24 protein-coding genes and 1 pseudogene are annotated in these 24,057 nt (G+C 39.1%); 23 read left to right on the top strand and 2 right to left on the bottom strand.

The features are described 5' to 3' along the window. The first annotated feature begins 23 nt into the window (after window positions 1–23). Together AACL31_RS08090 and glnB are read left to right on the top strand one after the other, a co-directional pair. Window positions 24–1,646 (top strand): NAD+ synthase, encoded by a 1,623-nt coding sequence (locus AACL31_RS08090; protein WP_310511715.1) that lies wholly within the window; start codon window positions 24–26, stop codon window positions 1,644–1,646. A gap of 15 nt (window positions 1,647–1,661) precedes the next feature. After that, window positions 1,662–2,000, top strand: coding sequence for a nitrogen regulatory protein P-II (gene glnB, locus AACL31_RS08085; protein ID WP_310511716.1), 339 nt, complete (start codon window positions 1,662–1,664; stop codon window positions 1,998–2,000). A gap of 109 nt (window positions 2,001–2,109) precedes the next feature. On the opposite strand, the gene hmpA is transcribed toward glnB, so the two are convergent. Then, entirely contained in the window at window positions 2,110–3,318 is a 1,209-nt protein-coding gene (gene hmpA, locus AACL31_RS08080; RefSeq protein WP_310511717.1) for an NO-inducible flavohemoprotein, read from the bottom strand. A 288-nt stretch (window positions 3,319–3,606) separates the two neighbouring features. Here hmpA and glyA point away from each other — a divergent pair, with 288 nt between their 5' ends. Both glyA and AACL31_RS08070 read left to right on the top strand, forming a co-directional pair. Beyond that, on the top strand, window positions 3,607–4,860 hold the full coding sequence (gene glyA, locus AACL31_RS08075; protein WP_310511718.1) for a serine hydroxymethyltransferase: 1,254 nt from the start codon (window positions 3,607–3,609) through the stop codon (window positions 4,858–4,860). Window positions 4,861–4,949: 89 nt separating this feature from the next. Next, window positions 4,950–6,116: a 3-phenylpropionate MFS transporter gene (locus AACL31_RS08070; RefSeq protein ID WP_310511719.1), complete on the top strand. Its 1,167-nt coding sequence runs from the start codon at window positions 4,950–4,952 to the stop codon at window positions 6,114–6,116. 340 nt (window positions 6,117–6,456) lie between these two features. On the opposite strand, the gene suhB is transcribed toward AACL31_RS08070, so the two are convergent. After that, complete coding sequence (gene suhB / locus AACL31_RS08065; protein WP_310511720.1) at window positions 6,457–7,260, bottom strand: inositol-1-monophosphatase; 804 nt, start codon at window positions 7,258–7,260, stop codon at window positions 6,457–6,459. A 125-nt stretch (window positions 7,261–7,385) separates the two neighbouring features. Here suhB and trmJ point away from each other — a divergent pair. From trmJ to bamB, 19 genes and pseudogenes are all read left to right on the top strand, one after another. After that, window positions 7,386–8,113: pseudogene (gene trmJ / locus AACL31_RS08060) on the top strand (tRNA (cytosine(32)/uridine(32)-2'-O)-methyltransferase TrmJ). A gap of 87 nt (window positions 8,114–8,200) precedes the next feature. Further along, on the top strand, window positions 8,201–8,695 hold the full coding sequence (iscR, locus tag AACL31_RS08055; RefSeq protein ID WP_310511721.1) for a Fe-S cluster assembly transcriptional regulator IscR: 495 nt from the start codon (window positions 8,201–8,203) through the stop codon (window positions 8,693–8,695). An 81-nt stretch (window positions 8,696–8,776) separates the two neighbouring features. Next, window positions 8,777–9,991, top strand: a complete 1,215-nt coding sequence (locus tag AACL31_RS08050) for an IscS subfamily cysteine desulfurase (protein ID WP_310511722.1) — start codon at window positions 8,777–8,779, stop codon at window positions 9,989–9,991. 24 nt (window positions 9,992–10,015) lie between these two features. Continuing rightward, window positions 10,016–10,402 carry a Fe-S cluster assembly scaffold IscU gene (gene iscU, locus AACL31_RS08045; protein WP_180560302.1) on the top strand — a complete coding sequence of 129 codons (387 nt, stop codon included), beginning with the start codon at window positions 10,016–10,018 and terminating at the stop codon, window positions 10,400–10,402. Window positions 10,403–10,493: 91 nt separating this feature from the next. Then, window positions 10,494–10,817 carry an iron-sulfur cluster assembly protein IscA gene (gene iscA, locus AACL31_RS08040; protein ID WP_032114749.1) on the top strand — a complete coding sequence of 108 codons (324 nt, stop codon included), beginning with the start codon at window positions 10,494–10,496 and terminating at the stop codon, window positions 10,815–10,817. 85 nt (window positions 10,818–10,902) lie between these two features. Continuing rightward, a complete protein-coding gene (hscB, locus tag AACL31_RS08035) occupies window positions 10,903–11,424 on the top strand; it encodes a co-chaperone HscB (protein WP_310511723.1) in 522 nt (173 codons plus the stop codon). A gap of 10 nt (window positions 11,425–11,434) precedes the next feature. After that, a complete protein-coding gene (gene hscA, locus AACL31_RS08030) occupies window positions 11,435–13,288 on the top strand; it encodes a Fe-S protein assembly chaperone HscA (RefSeq protein ID WP_310511724.1) in 1,854 nt (617 codons plus the stop codon). Between the two features lie 2 nt (window positions 13,289–13,290). Next, window positions 13,291–13,626: an ISC system 2Fe-2S type ferredoxin gene (gene fdx, locus AACL31_RS08025; protein WP_032114746.1), complete on the top strand. Its 336-nt coding sequence runs from the start codon at window positions 13,291–13,293 to the stop codon at window positions 13,624–13,626. Window positions 13,627–13,654: 28 nt separating this feature from the next. Continuing rightward, the gene (gene iscX, locus AACL31_RS08020) at window positions 13,655–13,855 is read left to right on the top strand and encodes a Fe-S cluster assembly protein IscX (RefSeq protein ID WP_032114745.1); all 201 of its coding nucleotides are present in this window, start codon (window positions 13,655–13,657) and stop codon (window positions 13,853–13,855) included. A gap of 167 nt (window positions 13,856–14,022) precedes the next feature. Next, window positions 14,023–15,318 (top strand): aminopeptidase PepB, encoded by a 1,296-nt coding sequence (gene pepB / locus AACL31_RS08015; protein ID WP_310511725.1) that lies wholly within the window; start codon window positions 14,023–14,025, stop codon window positions 15,316–15,318. 92 nt (window positions 15,319–15,410) lie between these two features. Then, entirely contained in the window at window positions 15,411–15,845 is a 435-nt protein-coding gene (locus AACL31_RS08010) for an enhanced serine sensitivity protein SseB C-terminal domain-containing protein (protein WP_310511726.1), read from the top strand. Window positions 15,846–16,178: 333 nt separating this feature from the next. Next, window positions 16,179–16,604, top strand: a complete 426-nt coding sequence (gene ndk / locus AACL31_RS08005) for a nucleoside-diphosphate kinase (RefSeq protein WP_310511727.1) — start codon at window positions 16,179–16,181, stop codon at window positions 16,602–16,604. A gap of 187 nt (window positions 16,605–16,791) precedes the next feature. Continuing rightward, window positions 16,792–17,961: a bifunctional tRNA (adenosine(37)-C2)-methyltransferase TrmG/ribosomal RNA large subunit methyltransferase RlmN gene (locus tag AACL31_RS08000; protein ID WP_032114742.1), complete on the top strand. Its 1,170-nt coding sequence runs from the start codon at window positions 16,792–16,794 to the stop codon at window positions 17,959–17,961. Window positions 17,962–18,038: 77 nt separating this feature from the next. Next, window positions 18,039–18,458 carry a fimbrial assembly protein gene (locus tag AACL31_RS07995; RefSeq protein WP_310511728.1) on the top strand — a complete coding sequence of 140 codons (420 nt, stop codon included), beginning with the start codon at window positions 18,039–18,041 and terminating at the stop codon, window positions 18,456–18,458. Window positions 18,459–18,557: 99 nt separating this feature from the next. Beyond that, the gene (rodZ, locus tag AACL31_RS07990; RefSeq protein ID WP_310511729.1) at window positions 18,558–19,586 is read left to right on the top strand and encodes a cytoskeleton protein RodZ; all 1,029 of its coding nucleotides are present in this window, start codon (window positions 18,558–18,560) and stop codon (window positions 19,584–19,586) included. Between the two features lie 129 nt (window positions 19,587–19,715). Beyond that, on the top strand, window positions 19,716–20,837 hold the full coding sequence (gene ispG, locus AACL31_RS07985) for a flavodoxin-dependent (E)-4-hydroxy-3-methylbut-2-enyl-diphosphate synthase (protein ID WP_310511730.1): 1,122 nt from the start codon (window positions 19,716–19,718) through the stop codon (window positions 20,835–20,837). Between the two features lie 112 nt (window positions 20,838–20,949). After that, window positions 20,950–22,227, top strand: coding sequence for a histidine--tRNA ligase (hisS, locus tag AACL31_RS07980; RefSeq protein WP_310511731.1), 1,278 nt, complete (start codon window positions 20,950–20,952; stop codon window positions 22,225–22,227). 10 nt (window positions 22,228–22,237) lie between these two features. Next, a complete protein-coding gene (locus tag AACL31_RS07975; protein ID WP_310511732.1) occupies window positions 22,238–22,858 on the top strand; it encodes a YfgM family protein in 621 nt (206 codons plus the stop codon). Window positions 22,859–22,871: 13 nt separating this feature from the next. Further along, window positions 22,872–24,050, top strand: coding sequence for an outer membrane protein assembly factor BamB (gene bamB, locus AACL31_RS07970; protein WP_339053915.1), 1,179 nt, complete (start codon window positions 22,872–22,874; stop codon window positions 24,048–24,050). Window positions 24,051–24,057: the final 7 nt, after the last annotated feature.

Raw genomic sequence — 24,057 nt, 5'->3', positions numbered from 1 at the left:
TTATGTCTGGAGAGTGAAATTTTATGAACCGAACGCTGAATATTGCACTAGCACAATTAAATTGGCTGGTAGGTGATATTGAAGGCAACTGTGAACGCATGTTGCAGGAAGCTAAGGCTCAACAGTTACAGGGGGCAGATCTTATTCTGTTTTCGGAATTAGCTTTAACTGGCTATCCGCCCGAGGATTTACTTTTTCGGCCGGATTTTTACCAACGCTGTAGCAAACAGCTTGATCGTCTGAAAGACGCTAGTCAAAATATTGCCATTGTTGTTGGTCATCCATGCTGGCAAAACGAAAAATGTTATAATGCATTGTCATTTTTCTGGCAGGGGCAGTTAGTGGCGCAATATTTTAAGCAACAATTGCCTAATTATGGTGTTTTTGATGAAAAGCGTTATTTTCATTCAGCTAACGAAACTTGTGTAATACCTTTTAAAGGTTACAAGTTAGGTTTTTTAATTTGTGAAGATGTCTGGTTTGATGAGCCAGTTGATGCAATTAAAGCCCAAGGCGCTGATGTCCTCATTATCATTAATGCTTCACCTTACAATCGTGAAAAGCCACATATTCGTTCAACATTATTAAAATCACACTGCCAAAGAACCCAATTACCAATTGTCTATTTAAACCAGGTTGGTGGACAAGATGAGCTCATCTTTGATGGCGGCTCAAAAGTATTCAATGGCAAGGGTGAGATAACGCATTATTTAGCGCAGTTTGCTGAGCAAGTTCTCCAGTGTAAATTTAATGATGATGAACCACTGCCAGTGGCTAATTCAGCAAAAACTTTATCACCGATAGCCCAGGTTTATGAAGCATTAGTCATGGCAACCCGTGACTATATTAATAAAAATGGATTCTCTGGCGTTATTTTGGGATTATCAGGCGGAATTGATTCAGCTTTAACCTTGGCTATTGCAGTAGATGCTTTAGGTAAAGATAAAGTTCAGGCAGTAATGATGCCTTTCAAATATACCGCTGAAATGAGTATCCATGATGCCAAAGAGCAGGCAGCATTGTTAGATATTGAATTTGCGATAATATCTATTGAAGCTATGTATGATGCATTTATGGCAGGTTTGTCACCATTATTTATCGGCATGGCGCCCGACACAACCGAAGAGAATTTGCAGGCTCGCTGTCGGGCTATCATTCTGATGGCAATATCGAATAAGCGTGGCCGTTTAGTATTAACGACCAGTAACAAAAGTGAGTCCGCCGTTGGTTATACCACTCTTTATGGTGATATGGCCGGCGGGTTTGCGGTGCTTAAAGATGTACCAAAGATGTTAGTATTTGAGCTAGCAAAGTATCGAAATACGATTTCACCAATCATCCCTCAGCGCGTGATCGAACGGCAGCCTTCTGCTGAGCTAGCGCCAGGGCAGCTCGATCAGGATAATTTACCCCCTTATCCTGTATTGGATGCGATCCTGGAAGGTTATGTTGAACAGGATAAATCGGTCAGTGAATTAGTTGCGGCTGGATTTGATGAAGTAACAGTTCGTAAAGTGATCAAGTTAGTTGATATTAATGAATATAAACGGCGTCAGGCACCGATAGGTCCGCGCGTTACAATGCGAAATTTCAACAAGGATAGGCGTTACCCAATTACTTCGGCTTTTGGTCGTAAAAACTGGTGATAATAGGATAATTTGATGAAAAAAATTGATGCAATTATCAAACCTTTCAAGTTGGATGATGTAAGAGAAGCTTTAGCAGATGTCGGCATAACCGGAATGACAGTGACGGAAGTAAAAGGGTTTGGCCGCCAAAAAGGTCATACAGAACTTTATCGTGGTGCAGAATATATGGTTGATTTTTTGCCTAAAGTAAAAATTGAAATTGTTGTTCCGGACGATATTGTTGACAGTTGTATTCAAACGATAATACAGACGGCACAAACAGGAAAAATTGGTGATGGCAAAATTTTTGTTTATGATATTGCTCATGTGATCCGTATTCGAACCGGCGAGCAGGATGAAGCGGCTATTTGATTTTAAAGGGTAACAGATGGTTGAAAGTTAAAAAGGAGTTGATATGGAATCTGTAACTTTTTGTTCCACCTGTTACCACTTACCCTGGTTTTAGTGAGGGTTTTAATTATTATTGTTCATTTCCCTCAATAACTTTATGTGGTCCAAAACACTCATAGTGGATGTGACTGGTATTTACACCCATGGCGAGCAACTGTTTGGCAATAAATTGCATAAAGTTGACTGGACCACAGAAGTAATAATGCATATTTTTAAGATTAAGCTGCTCTTTTACTTTTGACAGCTCCATTAACCCTTGGTATTGGTACTGTTCTTGTGGTCTGTCTTGCTCTCGCGGATTGTTATACCAAACGGCACTGAAGCCATGAGTAAAATCGGTTAATTTATTTTTTACTTCATTAGCAAAGGCGTGATGTCCACCATGCTCTGTCGCGTGTAGCCAATTCAGTGGTGCTTTATGTTGTTGCTGATGTAACTTTTCCAACATACTTATCATCGGCGTTAAGCCGACACCGGCTGAAATTAGTGTTACTGGTGTATCGGCATTAACGGCGAGAAAAAAATCACCGCAGGGTGGTGCCAGTTTGACGATGTCACCTTCTTTTATCTCATTATGAAGATAGTTTGACACACTTCCTTTTTCTTCACGTTTTACAGCGATACAATAACTTTTGCCATTAGGTGCATTGGTTAATGAATATTGCCGAATTTGTTGATTAGTGAGTTTTTCATTATCCTGTAGGTAAATAGTTAAATATTGTCCTGGGCGGAAATCGACTACTTCATTACCATCTTCTGGAATAAATTGAAAACTGGTGATCGTTTCGCTGCGCGGGATCTTTTTAGCCACTTTGAAATGACGTAAACCTCGCCAACCTCCGATACGCTCTTCATTTGTTTGGTAGATCTGCTCTTCACGGTTAATAAAGATATCGGCTAGCACGTGAAAAGCTTTAGCCCAGGCATCAATAATTTCTTTTCCAGGCTGAAATAGCTCATCAATGGTATGCAATAGATGTTGACCAACAATCGAATAATGTTCAGGTTTTATATTCAGACTGGCATGTTTTTGGGCGATTTTTTCAATGGCAGGCAGTAAGGCTGAAACATTATCAATATTGCTGGCAGAGAGGCAAATGGCATTGAATAAAGCTTCTCTTTGTTCACCATTAATTTGATGACTCATGTTGAAAATATCTTTTAATTCAGGGTTATGTTGAAACATACGCTGATAAAAATGAGCGGTTAATTTAGGGCCGGTGGAGACAATAAGAGGAATAGTTGATTTGACGGTCGCGATAGTTTGAGTATCTATCATATAAAGTTCCTAAGTTTTGGCCAGAGTTTATAAGTTGCATTTCATATGAAACTTAAATTGTTTAATGTTAAAAGTAAATAATTAATTGTAAAACTGAGATTGAATTAGCATATTTAATTGGCAATAAAATCGCTATTGAGAAATGTTTTTATTTGATAATTCGGATGTGGCAATCGTTTGCGTAATTTTTTATTTTTGGGCTATCTCAGTGAGCTAAAAGAGTTTACACTGTGTGATATTCATTTAGTTGAATAAAGATTTAAAATGTGGCTGAGTCAGGAGAAGTAAATGTTAAAGCGCGAAATGAATATTGCAGATTATGATCAAGAACTATGGCTGGCAATGGAAAATGAAGTTAAGCGTCAGGAAGAGCATATTGAGTTAATCGCTTCAGAAAATTATACCAGTCCAAGAGTTATGCAGGCTCAAGGTTCTCAACTTACGAATAAATACGCCGAAGGATATCCTGGTAAACGTTATTATGGTGGTTGTGAATATGTTGATATTGTTGAACAACTCGCTATAGATCGAGCAAAAACTCTATTTGATGCGGATTTTGCTAATGTTCAGCCACACTCAGGTTCACAAGCTAATACCGCTGTTTATATGGCTTTATTGCAACCTGGTGATACGGTATTAGGCATGAATTTGGCACATGGTGGACATTTAACCCATGGCTCACCCGTCAATTTTTCCGGTAAGCTTTATAATATCGTTCCTTATGGTATCGATGAAGAGGGTAAAATTGATTACGACGATATAGCCACTCAGGCACAAAAACATAAACCTAAAATGATCATTGGCGGTTTTTCTGCTTATTCAGGCGTGGTTGACTGGGCTAAAATGCGTCAAATTGCAGATAGTATTGGTGCTTACTTATTTGTTGATATGGCACATGTCGCTGGCTTGATCGCTGCTGGTGTTTATCCTAACCCTGTTCCTCATGCACATGTCGTGACCACCACTACCCATAAGACTTTGGCTGGCCCTCGTGGTGGTTTGATCTTGGCTAAAGGTGGTGATGAGGCGTTTTACAAAAAACTAAATTCTGCCGTATTCCCTGGTGCTCAGGGTGGTCCGTTAATGCATGTTATTGCTGGTAAAGCGGTTGCATTAAAAGAAGCGATGGAGCCTGAATTTAAAACTTATCAACAGCAAGTGGCTAAAAATGCGAAAACGATGGTGGAAGTTTTCATCAAACGTGGTTACAAGGTTGTTTCTGGTGGAACTGAAAACCATTTATTTTTATTAGATTTAGTGGATAAAGGGATCACAGGTAAAGAGGCAGATGCTGCGCTGGGTCGCGCTAATATTACCGTCAATAAAAATAGTGTACCGAATGATCCTCAGAGCCCATTTATTACTTCAGGTATTCGTATTGGTTCACCCGCCATTACTCGTCGTGGTTTTAAAGAAAAAGAATCGGCTGAATTGGCCAATTGGATATGTGATATTTTGGATAAGATTGATGATGAAAGCGTGATCCAAAATGTAAAACAAAAAGTATTGTTGATTTGCCAACAGTTTCCTGTTTATGCATAAATAAGTTAAAATTTAGTCATCCGTTTCGGCCCGTTTTAGTTGTTAACTGAAACGGGCTTTTTACATCGATAATCAAATGGGAATAAATAATGATTATTCCATCAACACGTTGGCTTGCTTTAGATTATTTCACTTATTTTTTTGCTTATGGCATTTTTTTGCCTTTTATCGCGATTTGGCTAAATGGTGAAGGACTTGAGGCTGATATAATTGGTATCTTGCTAGCCGCCGGCCTTACCGCTCGTTTTATTGGTTCTTTAATGATCGCACCGATAGTGAAACGAGCCTATCACCTAATTACGACTTTGCGTCTATTTGCTGGTTTAACGCTGCTCTTTGCTGTTCGATTTACCGTAAGTTCACATTGGTTATGGTTATTATTTATCATGTTGGCTTTCAATCTCTTCTTTTCACCGATGATACCTTTAACCGATGCGTTAGCCGCGACTTGGCAAAAACAGTTAACATTTGATTATGGAAAATTAAGGGTTTGGGGTTCGATTGCATTTATTATTAGCGCTTCTTGGATCGGTTATTTAGCGAATAGCGGGGGACATAAAATAATTATTTACGCATTACTTGTCAGTATAATCATTATGCTGTTGACGATGTTATTACAACCTACAGTTATGCCTAAAGCCACTTATCGCCAAATAGCTAATACAACTATATCATTGAAGCAATTATTAGCCGATAGCTCAGTCTGGCGTTTTTTACTGTGCATTACCTTATTACAAGCTTCTCATGCTGCCTATTATGGTTTTTCTTCAATTTATTGGCAAGAAGTGGGTTATTCCGATGGTATCATTGGCCTGTTATGGTCTTTAAGTATTGTTGCTGAAGTGATTGTGTTTACCTTTAGCCATGTCCTTTTCCGTCATTGGCAGGTAAGTGGATTATTATTGTTATCAGCTAGTTGCGCGGTTGTTCGTTGGGGATTAATGGCCTATTTTACCACTTTACCAATACTGATAGTTAGCCAACTTTTACATAGTGGTACTTTTACTGTTTGTCATCTAGCGGCAATGCGTTTTATTAGTGCACGTAGCGAAGGTGAAATTATTCCGCTGCAAGCATTTTATTCGGCATTTGGACTAGGAGGTGGTTTAGCGCTAGTGACAATTGTGGTAGGTTTTGTTTATGAACATTTACCTTTTCACCATAACTGGGTATTTTGGTTAATGGTATTGATTGCCATTCCAGCACTATTTATTCGCCCGAATAAAAAAATAACATCATTAAATTCGATGGAATAGCCAAACAATTAAGTTAAAGTTGTTCATTTAATTTGAATAACAGATAAATATTAACCAACTATGCAGATAAAAATTTTTATATTAAAACTAAACAAGCTGGCCAATCATTAAAATACCCCTTAATGCCTGAAAAGGAATAGGGGTTTTATATCCAATTAAGCAATAAAGCACCGACAACAAGAGTAAATATTGAAAATATTTAGCGGGTTTATTTAACTAATTAAAGCCATGGTGAATTTTTACCATTTGCAGCCTTCACCAATTAGTAAATGACAAAGTTACGCCATCAAGACATTATTAACTCAATATAACTTTGGCTATTGCTTTTTAAGCGCATTGTTTAGCATTTCAATGGATCGCTTAACTCGGTCTGCATTTCTAGCACCATTTTTTTCACTATCCGTGGACTGCCAGCTAGCAGATTGCCAGAGGTGAGATAATTATGTCCGCCAACGAAGTCAGTTACAATTCCACCGGCTTCACGCACCAATAGTTCTCCAGCCATAAAATCCCACGGTTTTAAGCCAATCTCAAAAAAGCCATCGACACGATCAGCAGCAACATAAGCTAAGTCCAAAGCCGCTGAACCTGTGCGGCGAAAATCGGCGCATTTTTTAAATAGTTTAGCGACAATATTAATATATGCAGCTGAATGTTGTTTCGCTTTGAAAGGAAAACCCGTGGCAATAATTGCCCCTTCTAATTCATTATTATTTTTAAGACGAAGGCGGTAACCATTTAATTGTGCACCTTGCCCACGTACCGCAGTAAATAGCTCATTAAGCATAGGATTATAAATAGCGGCGATTTCTGTACGGCCGTTAATACGTACTGCGATGGAGACGGCAAAATGGGGTAAGCGTTTAGTGAAATTGGTTGTGCCATCCAAAGGATCAATAACCCACTGAATATCATTTTTTTCACCAAGTATTTGACCACTCTCTTCGGTAATAATGGTATGAGTAGGATAAGATTTTTGAATGACTTCAATAATAATTTGTTCTGCTTTTTTATCAATATTGGTCACGAAATCATTTTGGCCTTTTGCCATTATTTCGATAGAGTCAGGTTTTTCATAGCTTTTAGCAATAAAGTTACCTGCTTGGCGAGCTGCCCGTATAGCAATAGTTAGCATTGGATGCATGGGTTATTTCCACTGGAATGTTAAAGAACAAGGTTTAAGCAAGTTCGGCAGTATAACAGAGATTCGTCAACATGACTATGATTGTGGTAGAATAGCCTGATTATTAACACCAAATAAAGACAATCATGCTAGAAAATATTCGCATTATTTTGGTTGAAACCTCGCATACCGGAAATATGGGATCAACTGCCCGTGCGATGAAAACGATGGGACTAACTAATTTGTACTTAGTTAATCCACTCATATTGCCGGATGCACAGGCTATTGCATTATCAGCTGGCGCCAGTGATGTTATTGGTCAAGCGACTATCGTGAAAACATTAGATCAAGCTTTGCTTGGATGCAGCTTGGTAATTGGAACGAGTGTGCGCGATCGTACGTTATCATGGCCACAAGTAACGCCTCGCGAATGTGGCGAAAAAACTGTCCGCCAGGCAATAAATTCTCCGGTGGCTATCATTTTTGGCCGTGAACGAGTTGGTTTAACAAATGAAGAACTACAGAGATGCCAATATCATCTTCATATTCCAACCAACCCTGAATATGGTTCACTCAATTTAGCAATGGCTGTTCAATTGATCAGTTATGAAATTCGTATGGCATACCTAGCAATAAATGAAAAAAATCCTCGGTAGATAATGAAGATAGGGTACAATATCCGCCATTTGAGGATATAGAACGATTTTATAACCATCTTGAAGCAGTGCTTAATGTATCTGGATTTATCAGAAAGCGTCACCCTGGGCAAATCATGAATAAATTGCGACGTTTATTTACTCGAGCGCGTCCCGAAGTGCAGGAACTCCATATTTTGCGTGGCATTCTCACATCAATTGAAAAATGGCATAAATAATAGTTGAGTAAATTACTAGGTTAAATAGTTGATTAAAACACTCTGGAATGACACAATTTTCGTCACATTTAACTATGGGGATATATTATGAGACTCACATCTAAAGGACGCTATGCAGTAACAGCCATGCTGGATGTGGCATTGCATTCAAAGACAGGGCCTGTGCCATTGGCTGATATATCGGAACGTCAAGGCATTTCTCTTTCTTATTTTGAGCAACTTTTTTCTCGACTTCGCAAAAACGAACTGGTTTCCAGTGTTCGTGGCCCTGGCGGCGGATATTTATTAGGTCGGGAAGCGAAAAATATTTTTATCGCTCAAGTGATTTCTGCTGTTGATGAGTCTGTTGATGCCACTCGTTGTCAAGGAAGAAAAGAAGGATGTCAAGGTGGAGAGCGTTGTTTGACCCATGCACTGTGGCGTGATTTAAGTGACCGTATTACAGGTTTTCTTAGTAATATTAGCTTAGAAGAATTGGTCAATAATCAAGAAGTACAAGAAGTTGCTGATCGTCAAGATAACGATAAACACCATGTGAGAGCGACTCATCAATCCGAACCCATTATTAATATACGAGCATAAATTGCACGGTTCTACAAAATAGAATAATTGCAAAGTGATAAAATTTTGAGACGTTTTTCGTCTTATGGAGCTAGTGAGTTAATGAAACTACCGATTTATTTAGACTACTCGGCGACTACACCAGTTGATCCTCGTGTTGCTGAAAAAATGATCCAGTGTATGACAATGGATGGCAATTTTGGTAATCCATCATCGCGCTCTCATGGTTTTGGCTGGCGGGCTGAAGAAGCTGTTGATATTGCGCGAAATCAGATTGCTGAATTAGTCAATGCGGATCCGCGTGAGATTGTTTTTACTTCAGGAGCGACTGAATCAGATAACCTGGCAGTGAAAGGGGTTGCCAATTTCTATCAGAAAAAAGGTAAACATATCATTACCAGTAAAACCGAGCATAAAGCGGTTTTGGATACTTGCCGTCAACTTGAGCGTGAAGGTTTTGAAGTGACTTACCTTTCACCACAAAATAGTGGTCTTATTGATTTACATGAACTTGAAGCGGCTATGCGTGATGATACAATTTTGGTTTCTATCATGCATGTCAATAATGAGATTGGAATCATTCAAGATATTGCCTCTATTGGCGAACTTTGCCGCAATCGAGGAATTTTTTTTCATGTTGATGCTACCCAAGCGGTCGGTAAATTACCGATTGATTTGAGTAAACTAAAAGTTGATTTAATGTCTTTCTCAGCACATAAACTGTATGGACCAATGGGAATAGGTGCACTTTATGTGCGTCGTAAACCCCGTATTCGACTTGAAGCCCAACAACATGGCGGTGGTCATGAACGAGGCATGCGCTCAGGAACATTACCTGTCCACCAAATTGTAGGAATGGGCGAAGCTTATCGGATTGCTAAAGCAGAAATGGCGGTAGAATCTGATAGATTAAATGCCTTACGCCAACGTTTATGGAACGGCATTAAGAATATTGAAGAAGTTTATCTTAATGGCTCCCTGGTAAGTGGCGCACCTCATATTCTGAATGTCAGTTTTAACTATGTAGAAGGTGAATCATTGATGATGGCACTCAAAGATTTGGCTGTCTCATCAGGTTCCGCGTGTACATCGGCCAGCCTCGAACCTTCATATGTACTAAGGGCATTGGGAATGAATGATGAGTTAGCTCATAGCTCAATTCGTTTCTCCTTTGGTCGATTCACCACAGAAGAAGAAATCGATTATGCCATCCAGCTAATCCATAATGCGATAGGTCGGCTGCGTGATCTTTCTCCGCTATGGGAGATGTATAAGCAGGGTGTCGATCTTAATAGCATTGAATGGGCTCATCATTAATAGACGGATTAAGGAGTTTACAATATGGCATATAGTGAGAAAGTAATTGATCATTATGAAAATCCACGTAACGTAGGTTCGTTTGATAATGATGATCCAATGGTGGGCAGTGGGATGGTAGGGGCACCTGCATGCGGTGATGTCATGAAGCTTCAGATCAAAGTTAATGACGCAGGCATCATCGAAGATGCGCGTTTTAAAACTTATGGTTGTGGTTCGGCCATTGCTTCTAGTTCATTGGTAACGGAATGGATGAAAGGTAAGACATTGGATGAAGCGGAGACTATCAAAAATACGGCTATTGCAGAGGAATTAGAGCTGCCTCCGGTTAAAATTCACTGTTCTATTTTGGCAGAAGATGCGATTAAAGCCGCCATTGCAGACTATAAAAATAAACGGCAAAGCAAATAATTAATTAATATAAAAATCCCTTTTAGGCGTGATGCTATTTTATTTTTGTTTATAGTATCCGCCTGCACTGGTTTTGATTGAGAGGTGTTGTATGTCAATTTCTCTAACAGAAAATGCTGCAGAGCGTATTCTGACTTTCTTACATAACCGAGGAAAAGGTGAAGGATTACGTTTAGGCGTTAGGACTTCTGGCTGCTCAGGCATGGCTTATGTGCTTGAATTTGTTGATATCATTAATGAAGATGATACAGTATTTGAAGACAAAGGCGTAAAAGTTATCGTTGATGGTAAAAGCATTGTTTATCTCAATGGGACAGAATTGGATTTTGTTAAAGAAGGTCTTAATGAAGGTTTTAAGTTTAACAATCCTAACAGCAAAAATGAGTGTGGCTGCGGTGAAAGCTTTAACGTATGAGAATTTATTTGTTAAGTCTAAAACTAAATAGACGACGTGATAAATTTTTTAACCGTCTATTTAATATTTTCAACTTAGAGCATTTATGGATTATTTTACCCTTTTCGGTCTGACATTTTCATATTCTATTGATCTTGAGCAATTAACTTACCGTTATCAGGAATTACAGCGCCGGTATCATCCTGATCGCTTTGCTAACCAATCTGAAAGAGACAAAGTATCTGCACTGCAACAGGCTGCGACAATTAATGCTGCTTATCAAGCCTTAAAACACCCTTTGAAACGTGCTGAATATATGCTCACTTTATATGATATTGATATCAATAATGAGCAATATACTATGCATGATACGGCTTTTTTGATGGAGCAGCTTGTGCTACGTGAAGAATTGGAGTGTATCGAAACCAGTGTTCAAGCAGAAGAGGCATTAGCCTTGTTTTCCTCTAGTTTAGTTAAAACAATAAAAAGCTACTTACAGGAAATGGAAAAACAACTAAATAGTGAACAGTGGATAAATGCAGCTGATACTGTTCGGAAACTTCGTTTTCTTGATAAGTTGCAGCAACAAGTTGAACAATTGGAAGAGCGCTTATTCAATCGTTTTTAGAGTAAATTTTATGGCATTATTACAAATTAGTGAGCCGGGCATGTCGTCGATGCCACATCAGCACCGTTTAGCCGCTGGTATTGATTTAGGTACCACAAATTCGTTGATTGCAACGGTTCGCAGCGGAAAAGCGGAAACACTGCCTGATCCAGCAGGATATGAATTGCTACCCTCAATAGTTAGTTATCAACCAACGGCTATTACAGTAGGTAAGCAAGCACAAGCAAAAGTAGAACAAGATCCGGCTAATACCATTATTTCAGCTAAGCGTTTATTGGGTCGCTCACTGGCTGAGATCCAGCAACGTTATCCTAATTTACCCTACCAATTGACAGCAAGTAAAAATGGCTTACCGCTGATCCAGACAGCTATAGGGCAAGTTGATCCTATTCAAGTTTCTTCTGAGATATTAAAGTCGTTGGTGCAGCGGGCAGAAGAAACATTTAATGGTAGATTAGAAGGTGTAGTGATCACTGTGCCTGCTTATTTTGATGATGCGCAACGTCAAGGGACTAAAGATGCGGCGCGGTTGGCCGGATTACAGGTATTACGTTTATTGAATGAACCCACTGCGGCTGCTATTGCCTATGGTTTAGATTCACAACAAGAGGGTATCATTGCTGTTTATGATTTGGGTGGTGGTACTTTTGATATTTCCATTCTTAGGTTACAGCGTGGCGTATTTGAAGTATTAGCAACAGGAGGAGACACGGCATTAGGAGGTGATGATTTTGATCATCTGCTGGTGGATTGGATATATCAACAAGCGGGTATTACTGATCGCCAAGATCATCGCCTACAGCGACAGATTTTAAATATAGCCAGCCAGGCTAAAATAGCATTAACGAATTGTAGCCATACTGAGATTGAAATCAATGGTTGGCGAGGGGTTTTGTCAAGGGAGCAGCTAAACACATTAATTTGGCCATTGATCAAACGCACTTTATTAACCTGTCGTCGCGCATTGAAAGATGCAGCGCTTGATATCGATGATGTTTTGCAGGTCGTCATGGTGGGTGGTTCGACGCGTGTACCGTTGGTGGTTTCTATGGTTGAAGAATTTTTTGGCCTTACACCATTAACTTCAATTGATCCGGATAAAGTTGTTGCTATTGGGGCGGCTATTCAGGCAGATATTTTAGTTGGTAATAAACCTGATAGTGAAATATTGCTACTGGATGTTACTCCTTTGTCCCTTGGCTTAGAAACCATGGGGGGCCTGGTTGAAAAAGTGATCCCACGCAATACGACACTGCCTATCGCTAAGGCACAGGAATTTACTACCTTCAAAGATGGGCAAACAGCCATGACATTTCATATTGTCCAAGGAGAACGTGAAATGGTTAATGATTGTCGTTCGTTAGCGCGTTTTACCCTACGTGGAATACCGCCACTAGCTGCCGGCGGAGCGCATATTCGGGTCGTTTTTCAAATAGATGCAGATGGATTATTGAGTGTCAGCGCAGTAGAAAAGTCAACCGGTGTTCGTTCTTCGATTCAAGTTAAACCTTCATATGGTTTAACCGATGAAGAAATTGCCAATATGATCACTGATTCAATCACTAATGCTCAAGATGATATGGTAGAGCGTCGTCTTGCTGAGCAGAAAGTTGAAGCTGCTCGGGTAATAGAAAGTTTAATGGCTGCATTAAAACAAGATGCGCATTTATTGAATAAAGAAGAAAAAACAGCAATTGATAATGCTGTAAATAAATTAGTTAACTGCACACAGGAAAGCTCCTCCCCTGTTGCGATTGAAAATGCAATTAAACAACTGGATAAGCAAACACAGGATTTTGCTGCCAGACGTATGGATATCTCTATTCGTCAGGCATTATCAGGTCATTCTGTGGACGAGATATAATAATGCCGAAAATAATTTTTTTACCGCATAAAGAGTTATGCCCTGAAGGGGCGGTTGTGGAAGTCGAGAAAGGTGAATCAATTCTTAATGCTGCTTTACGTAGTGGTATTGATATTGAACATGCTTGTGAAAAATCTTGTGCTTGTACCACATGCCACTGTATTGTTCGTGAAGGTTTTGATTCACTGGAAGAAAGTTCTGAGCTAGAGGATGACATGCTAGATAAAGCATGGGGGTTAGAGCCTGAAAGCCGCTTAAGTTGTCAGGCTATTGTGACCAACGAAGATCTGGTAATAGAAATTCCTAGATATACGATCAATCATGCCAGAGAGCATTGATCCTTATATTTAATTGCAGGAGGGGATGGTGAGTTTAAAGTGGACTGATAGCCGTGCAATTGCAGAGGCACTCTATGATAAATATCCTAATATTGATCCGCAAACGGTTCGTTTTACCGATATGCATCAATGGATTTGCCAATTAGATGATTTTAATGACAATCCGCAAGCTTCAAATGAAAAGATCCTAGAAGCCATTCTATTAATATGGCTTGATGAGTATCAATAATGACTGATTGAAGCAATCAATTACATATAAAGCTGGGAATTGCCAGCTTTTTTATTGCTATCACTCATCGTGCAATGTATTAACTCATGATAACCTCTATGATTAATATCTTATATTTATCAATTATTCCATAAACACAATATGACAAACTAAGGTGGGAAGAGGGAATGGAAAAGCAGATCATGCAAGTCTCGCTATCTTATCAAGCAGCGGCGCCTTGTTGGGGAAAGAATGCATTAATCAGTTCTAGTGAACAAGGGATAGTCATTCATCTGAAGCCACAAGCAAAACTGTGTGCTATCCAGAGTGCTGGTCGTAGATTGGACAGTCAAGGCATTCATCATGTGCTGTTAGCAGGTAATGACTGGGACTTGGAAAAAAGTTGGGCATTTTGGCAAGGTTTCAGAGCACCTAAGGGAGCGCGTTCGATTGAATGGCCAAATTTATCTGAAAATGAAAAAAAAGAGCTACAGTATCGCATCCGAATTATTGATTGGGTACGAGATATTATTAACGCACCGGCTGAAGAATTATCGCCTGAACAGCTGGCTCAGCGTAGCGCTGATTTATTATGTGAAACAGTAAAAGATAATATTAACTACCGTATCATTCAGGGTGAAGAGTTAGCCAAACAGAAATATAGTGGAATTTATACTGTAGGCCGTGGCTCAAGCCGTCCACCCGCATTACTAGTGCTGGATTATAATCCAACTGGCAATTTAAAAGCACCGGTATTTGCTTGTTTAGTAGGAAAGGGAATTACGTTTGATTCTGGTGGTTATAGCATAAAGCCATCTTCATCAATGAATTCAATGAAAGCCGATATGGGTGGGGCAGCTATGCTAACTGGAGCGTTAGCCTTAGCAATAAGCCGAGGTTTAAAACAACGAGTAAAACTTTTCCTCTGCATTGCCGATAATATGGTTAGTGGTAATGCCTTTAAATTAGGTGATATTATTCGCTACCGTAACGGCAAATCTGTTGAAATTATGAATACCGATGCGGAAGGAAGACTGGTTTTAGTAGATGGATTGATCGATGCTTGCAAAGAAAAACCAGCATTAATTATTGATGCTGCTACGTTAACTGGCGCTGCCAAAATCGCGGTAGGTAACGATTATCAATCGGTATTGAGTTTTGATGACAAATTGGTGGCTGAATTGATGTCAGCAGCAGAAATGGAGAATGAACTCTTTTGGCGATTACCTTTAGCTGAATTTCATCGCCGCCAATTACCTTCTGGATTTGCTGATCTCAATAATATTGCATCACCTTCTCATACTGCGGGCGCCAGCACCGCTGCTGCTTTCTTATCTCATTTTGTTGAAAATTATCATAAGGGGTGGTTACATATCGATTGTTCGGCGGCTTATCGTAAATCTGCTGTGAATTTATGGGCGGAAGGTGCGACTGGCATTGGCGTCAGGACGATTGCTAGTCTATTGCTAAAAAAAGCAAAATAGCGGTTATTTGGTATGATTATTTACCCAGAAATATTATTTCCACGGGTAAATAATTAGTTAGCAAAAGAGTATTAGTTAGGAAAGAAGCTAAAATGGCAGCTAATAAAATTAATCAAGCCGCGCTGATGACTACCATTACAGTGCCAGGCGGTAGTGTCATTAAATTGCGCATACCTGAAACTATGCCGCAACAATTAATCAATGTGCTATGTCAATTTTTCCAACAACATAAAATCATACGCCGTGCTTTTTTACTGCAAGCGGAGGATGATACTGTAGTAGAAGCGTCGGTTATGCTTATTGCTTTAGAAATTAATATTGGCTATGAAAAAGAAGGGCAACTATTAATTCCGCAGTTAGGAAGCATGGCGCTTGATTATCTGGAAGCTAATCAGTCAGTTGATTTTTATTTTTTGCAACCGAATAGTACAGGTATCGATCATTTTATTGTGTGCCATACGCAGCCATTTTATCAACGTAAAATAGGGGGCTGGTTGCGCAGCACCATTGCTGTTAAAAATTGTTAAATTATGTCACCCATTATTCCCTTATTTATACCCCGCTTTTTTATATTTAAATTTGTTTATGCCTAAATCCTAAAGAGAATTGGGCAGATTATTGTTTGTGATCATGGCTGGTGTTTTAAGTTTTATAAAAATGTGATTTAAGCTAAAGAAATAAAAAAATTGTATAAAAAAAAATTAACAAAATTTATCGTTAAGTGGGCAATTGAATTGCCAATATTTATAATAGCTAGCTATTTTGCCTTAATAAAATGATGATAAATCTTTTTCTTGGCGGGCAGAATGGATGCAAGGCAAAAATATCCTGATGAAAAATAACAGCTAAGAGGATTTCTAATGACAATACAACGCACGTTTTCCATTATTAAGCCAAATGCAGTTAAGAAAAATGCTATTGGTGCGATTTATGGCCGGTTTGAGCAAGCTGGATTTGAAATTATTGCTGCTAAAATGGTGCATTTAAGCGAAGAACAGGCAGCTGGATTTTATGCTGAGCATAAAGGTAAGCCTTTTTTTGCAGGATTAGTCGAGTTTATGACCTCAGGCCCCATAATGTTGCAAGTTTTAGCTAGTGACGATGCTATACAGCGCTATCGTGATTTGATGGGCGCAACGGATCCCGCTAAGGCATTGCCTGGGACATTACGTGCTGATTATGCTGATAGTTTTACCGAAAATGCAGTCCATGGTTCAGATTCTGTCGCGTCAGCAGAGCGAGAAATTGCTTTTTTCTTTACTGATGACGAAATTTGTCCGCGTTAACAAACAGAAATAGGATATTATTAGCAAAATATTAATAAAGTTTGTAAAATACCATGCCTTGTTAAGTGATTTATTGACAAGGTTATGGCATATAAAGCTATTAAAATAAGATTTAATGCCAATAAATATAGTTAATTATTAAAAATCTACAGTTTTCGCCGAAAAGTGTAATAACGAGGCAATAAAAATGTTTCAATCTAAAACAACAGCGCAGTGTGTGCCCTCTTTTTCTCCTGTTACCAAATCAACAAAAATTAATTTGTTGGATATGGATCGTAAACAGATGCGGCAATTTTTTAGTGACATGGGTGAAAAACCATTTCGAGCCGATCAGGTAATGAAATGGATTTATCACCACTGTTATGATGATTTTGATTTGATGACTGATATCAATAAGGTGTTGCGGACTAAATTAAAAGCAGTTGCAGAAATTCGGGCGCCTGAAATTGCGCAAGAGCAGCGCTCTGCTGATGGCACTATCAAATGGGCAATCACGGTAGGTGAGCAACAAGTCGAAACAGTCTATATTCCTGAAGATGATCGAGCGACACTTTGTGTCTCTTCTCAAGTTGGCTGTGCCCTTGAATGTAAGTTTTGTTCAACCGCTCAACAAGGTTTCAATCGTAACTTACGCGTTGCAGAAATCATAGGCCAGGTGTGGCGGGCAGCTAAAGTCATCGGCTCTTTAAAATCTAGTGGCCGGCGGCCAATTACCAATGTTGTGATGATGGGAATGGGAGAGCCCCTATTAAATCTAAACAATGTTATTCCAGCAATGGAAATTATGATGGATGATTTTGGCTTTGGATTGTCAAAACGACGGGTGACTTTATCGACGTCTGGTGTTGTGCCTGCGCTTGATAAATTGGGTGATATGATCGATGTTGCTTTGGCAATTTCCTTGCATGCTCCGACTGATGAAATTCGTGACCAGATTGTACCTATTAATAAAAAATACAATATTGAAACCTTCCTAGCTAGTGTTCGGCGTTATCTCACTAAATCTAATGCAAATCAGGGACGTGTTACCGTTGAGTATGTGATGCTAAATGGTGTGAATGATAGTATTGAACATGCACATCAGCTAGCTGAATGTCTTAAGCATACGCCTAGCAAAATTAATTTAATTCCTTGGAACCCATTTCCTGGTGCGCCTTACAGCCGTAGTTCTAATAGTCGTATTGATCGTTTTGCAAAAGTATTGATGAAATATGGTTATACTACTATTGTGCGTAAAACACGTGGTGATGATATTGATGCGGCCTGTGGTCAATTAGCGGGTGATGTTATTGATCGAACAAAACGAACATTGAAAAAACAGCTTGTTGGTGAACCAATTATAGTAAAAGCAGTCTGAATATTAATTATGTAAATAAAGAGAATTAGATATCATAATTCCTTTTATTACCAGCTATATAAACAAACGAGAGTGATATGATAAGGATATCTATCATTAATATTCTATTGTTAGTGGGTTTATTAATAGGATGTATTAGTATTAATAAAGACGTTGATATTGCGATTGTGACACGGACACAGCTAGGCATTGCTTATTTATCAGCAGGGAATTATCCAGCAGCATCTTATCATTTTAAGAAGATAATGCTGGTAGAGCCAAAAAATGGGATAGCAAATTTAGGCATGGCGGTCATTATGCGTCAGCAAAAGCAACCAGATTTAGCATTAAAATATTTTAAAGTGGCAATTCGTTCATCAGCAATCAATAATACAAGTATGCGATATTATTATTTAGACTTTTTATGCTCTGAAAACATATCTGAGGAGATAATTAAATTGAGGAAAGAGGAAGAGCGTAGTGGGCTGAATTGTCAAAATATTTCAAAAGTAAAATAAGAAATATTATCGGTATGAAGGTTTTTTATTAACTTATAGATGAAGTTTTTTAAAAGCCTTCATGATGTTAAAACTCAAAAAAGACCAATATTTCCGCGAATGAATAGCAAACCTAAAACAGAAAAAACAGAAATCACCGTTGGCCAACGTTTATTGCAGGCACGGGAAACGCTTGGTCTTTCCCGAGAAATCGTTGCCGAGCGACTTTGCTTAAAAGTGTGCACAGTACGTGAGATAGAAGAAGACAGCAATTCCCATAATGTTGATCCTATTTTCTTGCGTGGTTACATTCGTTCTTATGCAAAATTAGTGAAAATTCCAGAAAAAGAAATTCTTGAATTATTGGATAAACATACACCAGCAAAAGCAGCTGTAGTTTCTCCTATGCAGAGTTATTCTCTAGGAAAAACCCGTAAAAAACGCGAAGGCTGGTTAATGAAATTTACCTGGCTAATTATCATTATTTGTATTGCCATGGTAGGTATTTGGTGGTGGCAGGGTTATAAAGTACAAAAACAAGAAATTGCCACGATGGCTGAACAGAATCGCTCGAATACTGCTCAAATGCCGGCAGATCCAACTTCTTCTACTCCTGGTGAAGTAGCAGAGACTGAACAGAATAATTTAAATACATCGTCGACAGAAACTACTGTACAGCCGGTAACCTCATCGATAGCTAATAATGTCGTATCACCGGCTCCTAAAACGCCATTAACTTCTGAAACACCAAAAAATAGTGATATAAATGCTAATATCGAGTCAGTAAATCCAGCAGAAGTAAAAACAGTACCATTGCCAGGCAGTATGAATAATAATAGTAATCCAGAACGAGATAGAACAGCAGAGGTTTCTACTGATACTGATGCTGCTAATATAGAATCTGGTGATGGAGTTGTGATGAACTTTAAAGGGGAGTGCTGGTTAGAAGTTCGTGATGCTAAAGGTAAGATTTTATTTAGTGGTATTAAAAATGCAGGCCAGAAACTTGAATTAAATGGTGAACTTCCTTATCAATTTAATATTGGTATACCCGCCAATGTTAATCTGTTATTCAAAGGTAATTCCGTTGATCTAAATCGCTTTATTAAAGCTAATCGTCCAGCCAAGTTTAAATTGCCTGGATTGTAAATGAATATTGTAAGACAACATCTATAAATAATGATAAATTGTGAACAAATAAGAAGCCATCGTCAATTCGATGGCTTCAATTATAGAAATAGCGCAACTTATTAAACATGGATGTTGAAGGAGAGTAATATGCATAATCAATCACCGATAAAAAGGCGTAAATCAACGCGCATTTATGTAGGAAATGTTCCCGTTGGTGATGGTGCACCCATCACAGTACAATCTATGACAAATACGCGGACAACGGATGTTGAAGCGACAGTTAAACAGATTAAATCTTTAGAACGAGTGGGCGTTGATATTGTGCGTGTTTCTGTGCCTACAATGGATGCAGCAGAAGCGTTTAAACTTATTAAGCAACAAGTTAATGTTCCTGTGATTGCTGATATCCATTTTGATTATCGTATTGCACTAAAAGTAGCTGAATATGGTGTGGATTGTTTACGTATCAATCCAGGTAATATTGGTAATGAAGAACGTATTCGTCAGGTTGTTGACTGTGCACGTGATAAAAATATTCCTATTCGGATCGGCGTTAATGGTGGTTCATTAGAAAAAGATATTCAAGAAAAATATGGGGAACCCACGCCAGCAGCGTTAGTTGAATCGGCTATGCGCCATGTGGATATATTAGATAGATTGAATTTTGATCAGTTTAAAATTAGCGTTAAAGCTTCAGATGTTTTTTTGGCTGTAGGCGCATACCGTTTACTAGCTGATAAAATTAATCAACCTTTACATTTAGGTATTACCGAAGCGGGTGGAGCGCGAGCCGGTTCGGTGAAATCTGCTATCGGATTGGGAATGTTATTGTCTGAGGGGATTGGTGATACATTACGTATTTCATTAGCCGCTGATCCGGTTGAAGAAGTTAAAGTCGGTTTTGATATTTTGAAATCTCTGCGTATTCGCTCGCGAGGTATTAATTTTATTGCTTGTCCAACCTGCTCACGTCAAGAGTTTGATGTCATTGGTACCGTTAATGCATTAGAAGAACGGTTAGAAGATATTATTACCCCGATGGACGTTTCAATTATTGGTTGTGTTGTTAATGGTCCTGGTGAAGCCGAGGTTTCTACCCTTGGCGTCACAGGGGCAAGAGCAAAGAGCGGATTTTATGAAGACGGCGTTCGTCAAAAAGAACGTTTAGACAATGTTGATATGATCTATCAGTTGGAAGCTAAAATTCGGGCAAAGGCCGTTATGTTGGATGAAAATTGGCGGATTGATATTGAACAATTAGATAAATAATTTAATCATATTGGCTCATAAAGTAATGAGCCGATTTTGTTTATGGATTGCACCCTGTTAATATTCACTTTTATAATCCATATTATGGTAGATTTTTAAATAGAGAAATAACGTGGCTAAAAACATTCAATCTATTCGCGGTATGAATGACTGTCTTCCTGCCGATATTCAATTCTGGCAAAAAATTGAAAGTAAATCAAAACAAATCCTTGCTAGTTATGGTTTTAGTGAGATTCGAACTCCCATCGTAGAGCAAACCTCATTATTTTCTCGCGCAATAGGTGAGGTCACTGATGTGGTTGAGAAAGAGATGTATACCTTTGATGACCGGGATGGTGACAGCTTAACACTGCGTCCAGAGAATACAGCTGGTTGTGTACGCGCTGGGATCGAACATGGTTTATTGTATAATCAGCAACAACGTCTCTGGTATTTAGGCCCGATGTTTCGTTATGAGCGGCCACAGAAAGGGCGTTATCGCCAATTCCATCAGTTAGGTGCAGAAGTTTTTGGTTTAGCCGGGCCCGATGTTGATGCCGAACTTATCATGATGACAGCACGTTGGTGGCGAGAATTGGGGATCGCTAACCATGTTTCACTGGAATTAAACTCGATTGGTTCATTAGCAGCGCGCGCAAAATATCGTCAGGCATTAGTCACTTTTTTGCAACAGTATGAAGATAAATTGGATGAAGATTGCCGACGTCGACTGTTGACTAATCCGTTACGCATCCTTGATTCAAAAAATCCTGACGTGCAAAAACTGCTTAATGATGCGCCATTACTTGCTGATTATCTTGACGATGACTCGAAACAACATTTTACTGGACTTTGTAAATTACTTGATGCAGCAGGCGTTCAATATCGAATTAATCAACGTTTAGTTCGTGGTTTAGATTATTATAATCGTACTGTATTTGAGTGGGTTACTGATGCATTAGGTGCGCAGGGTACGGTATGTGCCGGCGGCCGCTATGATGGTCTGGTCGATCAGCTCGGCGGGCGGGCGACCACCGCGGTAGGTTTTGCGATGGGAATGGAGCGCATGGTGTTATTGGTGCAACAGCTTAATCCAGGTTTTGTTGCTGACTGTACCTTAGTTGATGTTTATTTGGTTGCTTGTGGTGAGGCAAGTCAACAGGCAATATTAGTCCTGGCGGAAAAAATTCGCGATAAATTGCCAACTTTGAAATTAATGACTCATCATGGTGGAGGTAACTTTAAAAAACAGTTAGCTCGCGCAGATAAACACCAGGCGAAAATTGCCCTAATTTTAGGTGAAGATGAGTGTCAATCGGATGAAGTCACAATAAAAGATTTGCGTACCGGCGAACAGGAAAAAATTTCTCAGCAGAATGTTGCTGTACGTTTGGTTGAACTTTTAGGTTAAAGGAGACTCTGTGGAAGTCTATACCACTGAAAACGAGCAGGTAGATGCTATTAAACGCTTTTTTGTTAACAATTGCAAAGCGTTAGTAATTGGGTTAGCTGTCGGAGTTGGCGCGATTATTGGTTGGAATTATTGGCAATCACATCAGGCAAATCGTTTGCAAGAAAGTGCTCAAGCCTTTGAACAAATTTCATCTCAATTGCAGACAGGTTCAAAACAAGCACTGGCTGCTGGCGAACAATTTGCTAATGAAACAAACAATATTTATGGTGTATTGACCAATATTGAACTTGCCAAAATTGCGGTGGAAAAGAGTGATATTGCTGGTGCAGAAAAAGCATTACTAAAGGCATTAGCAGTAGCAAAATTAGATGATCTTAAAGATTTGATCAATGTCAGATTGGCACGCGTACAGTTAACTTTGAACAAGACAGATCAAGCACTGATTACTTTGACTCAAGTACAGGATAAAGGATGGAGTACGATTGTTGAAGATATTCGTGGCGATATATTATTGAAAAAAGGTGATGTTGCTGGCGCTCGTGCAGCTTATTCTAAAGGAATTGAATCAAGTGGAGCTGAAATGATGAAGACAATATTAAAAATAAAAATTAATAGCTTGCCAAACTAAGAGGAATATTAACATGCAATTGGCTAGAACGCTCTTGGTTGGTTTGTTGGCAATGACTTTATTAATGGGATGCTCAACGGAAAAAGATTCTATCGTAATGTCTCCTTTACCTGAGGTTGACAATCAATTTACCCCTTCTATCATCTGGCATCGCTCGATAGGGGATGGTAGTGGAAAATATTATTCTCAACTTTCACCGGCTTACGATGATTCTGTTGTTTATGCAGCCGATCGTAAAGGAACGGTGAAAGCAATGGATGTTGATTCAAGTGAGATACTATGGTCAATTGATTTATCAGAACATGTTGGTTTTTTCACGGCTAATTTGCCGGCCTTACTTTCCAGCGGATTAACGGTTTCAGGAGATAAGCTTTATATAGGGACAGAAACTGGCAAAGTTATCGCATTGAATAAAGCCGATGGAGAAATGGCATGGGAAACAGATGTTGCCGGAGAAGCACTTTCGCAGCCAGTAGTGAGTGACGGTTTGGTATTGATCCATACCAGTAACGGTGTGTTACAAGCGTTAGATGCACAGACTGGACAAAGTAAATGGAGTATTAATTTAGACACCTCGACATTATCAGTAAGAGGAAAGTCAGCGCCAGCTACTGCTTATGGCGTCGCGATTGTTGGTAGTGATGGTGGTCGTATTAGTGCCATAATGCTTGCTCAAGGGCAGATTGCCTGGCAACAATATATTTCTCAGATCCGTGATGCAACGGAAATTGATCGTTTGCACGATGTTAATATGACGCCGGTTATTGATACTAATTCAGGCGCTATCTTTGCTATTGCGTATAATGGTGATTTAGTTGCAATGGATATGCGCTCTAGCCAAATTATCTGGAAGCGTGATCTAGGCACGGTGAATGATATTATTGTCGCTAATGATATTATCTACTTAGTTGATCAAAATGATCGTGTGCTGGCCATTCGTAAAAATGATGGTGTCACTTTATGGACACAAGATGCTTTATTACATCGCAATTTGACCGCACCGGCTATTTATGATGGTTATTTAGTAGTTGGCGATGGTGAAGGTTATCTTCATTGGTTAGATACCCAAGATGGTCAATTTGTGGCACAAAATAAAGTTGATAGTTCGGGCTTACGCAGCCGTCCGATTATTGCCAGTGATAAATTACTTATTCAGGCAAAAGATGGAACTGTATATCTGATTGAACGTTAATTGCCTG

The sequence above is a fragment of the Arsenophonus endosymbiont of Crataerina pallida genome, from assembly GCF_964020125.1.
In the GTDB taxonomy this organism is placed as follows: domain Bacteria; phylum Pseudomonadota; class Gammaproteobacteria; order Enterobacterales; family Enterobacteriaceae; genus Arsenophonus; species Arsenophonus nilaparvatae.
The sequence above is the reverse complement of the archived record's forward strand: the minus strand, read 5'-3'. Positions and strand labels throughout refer to the sequence as shown.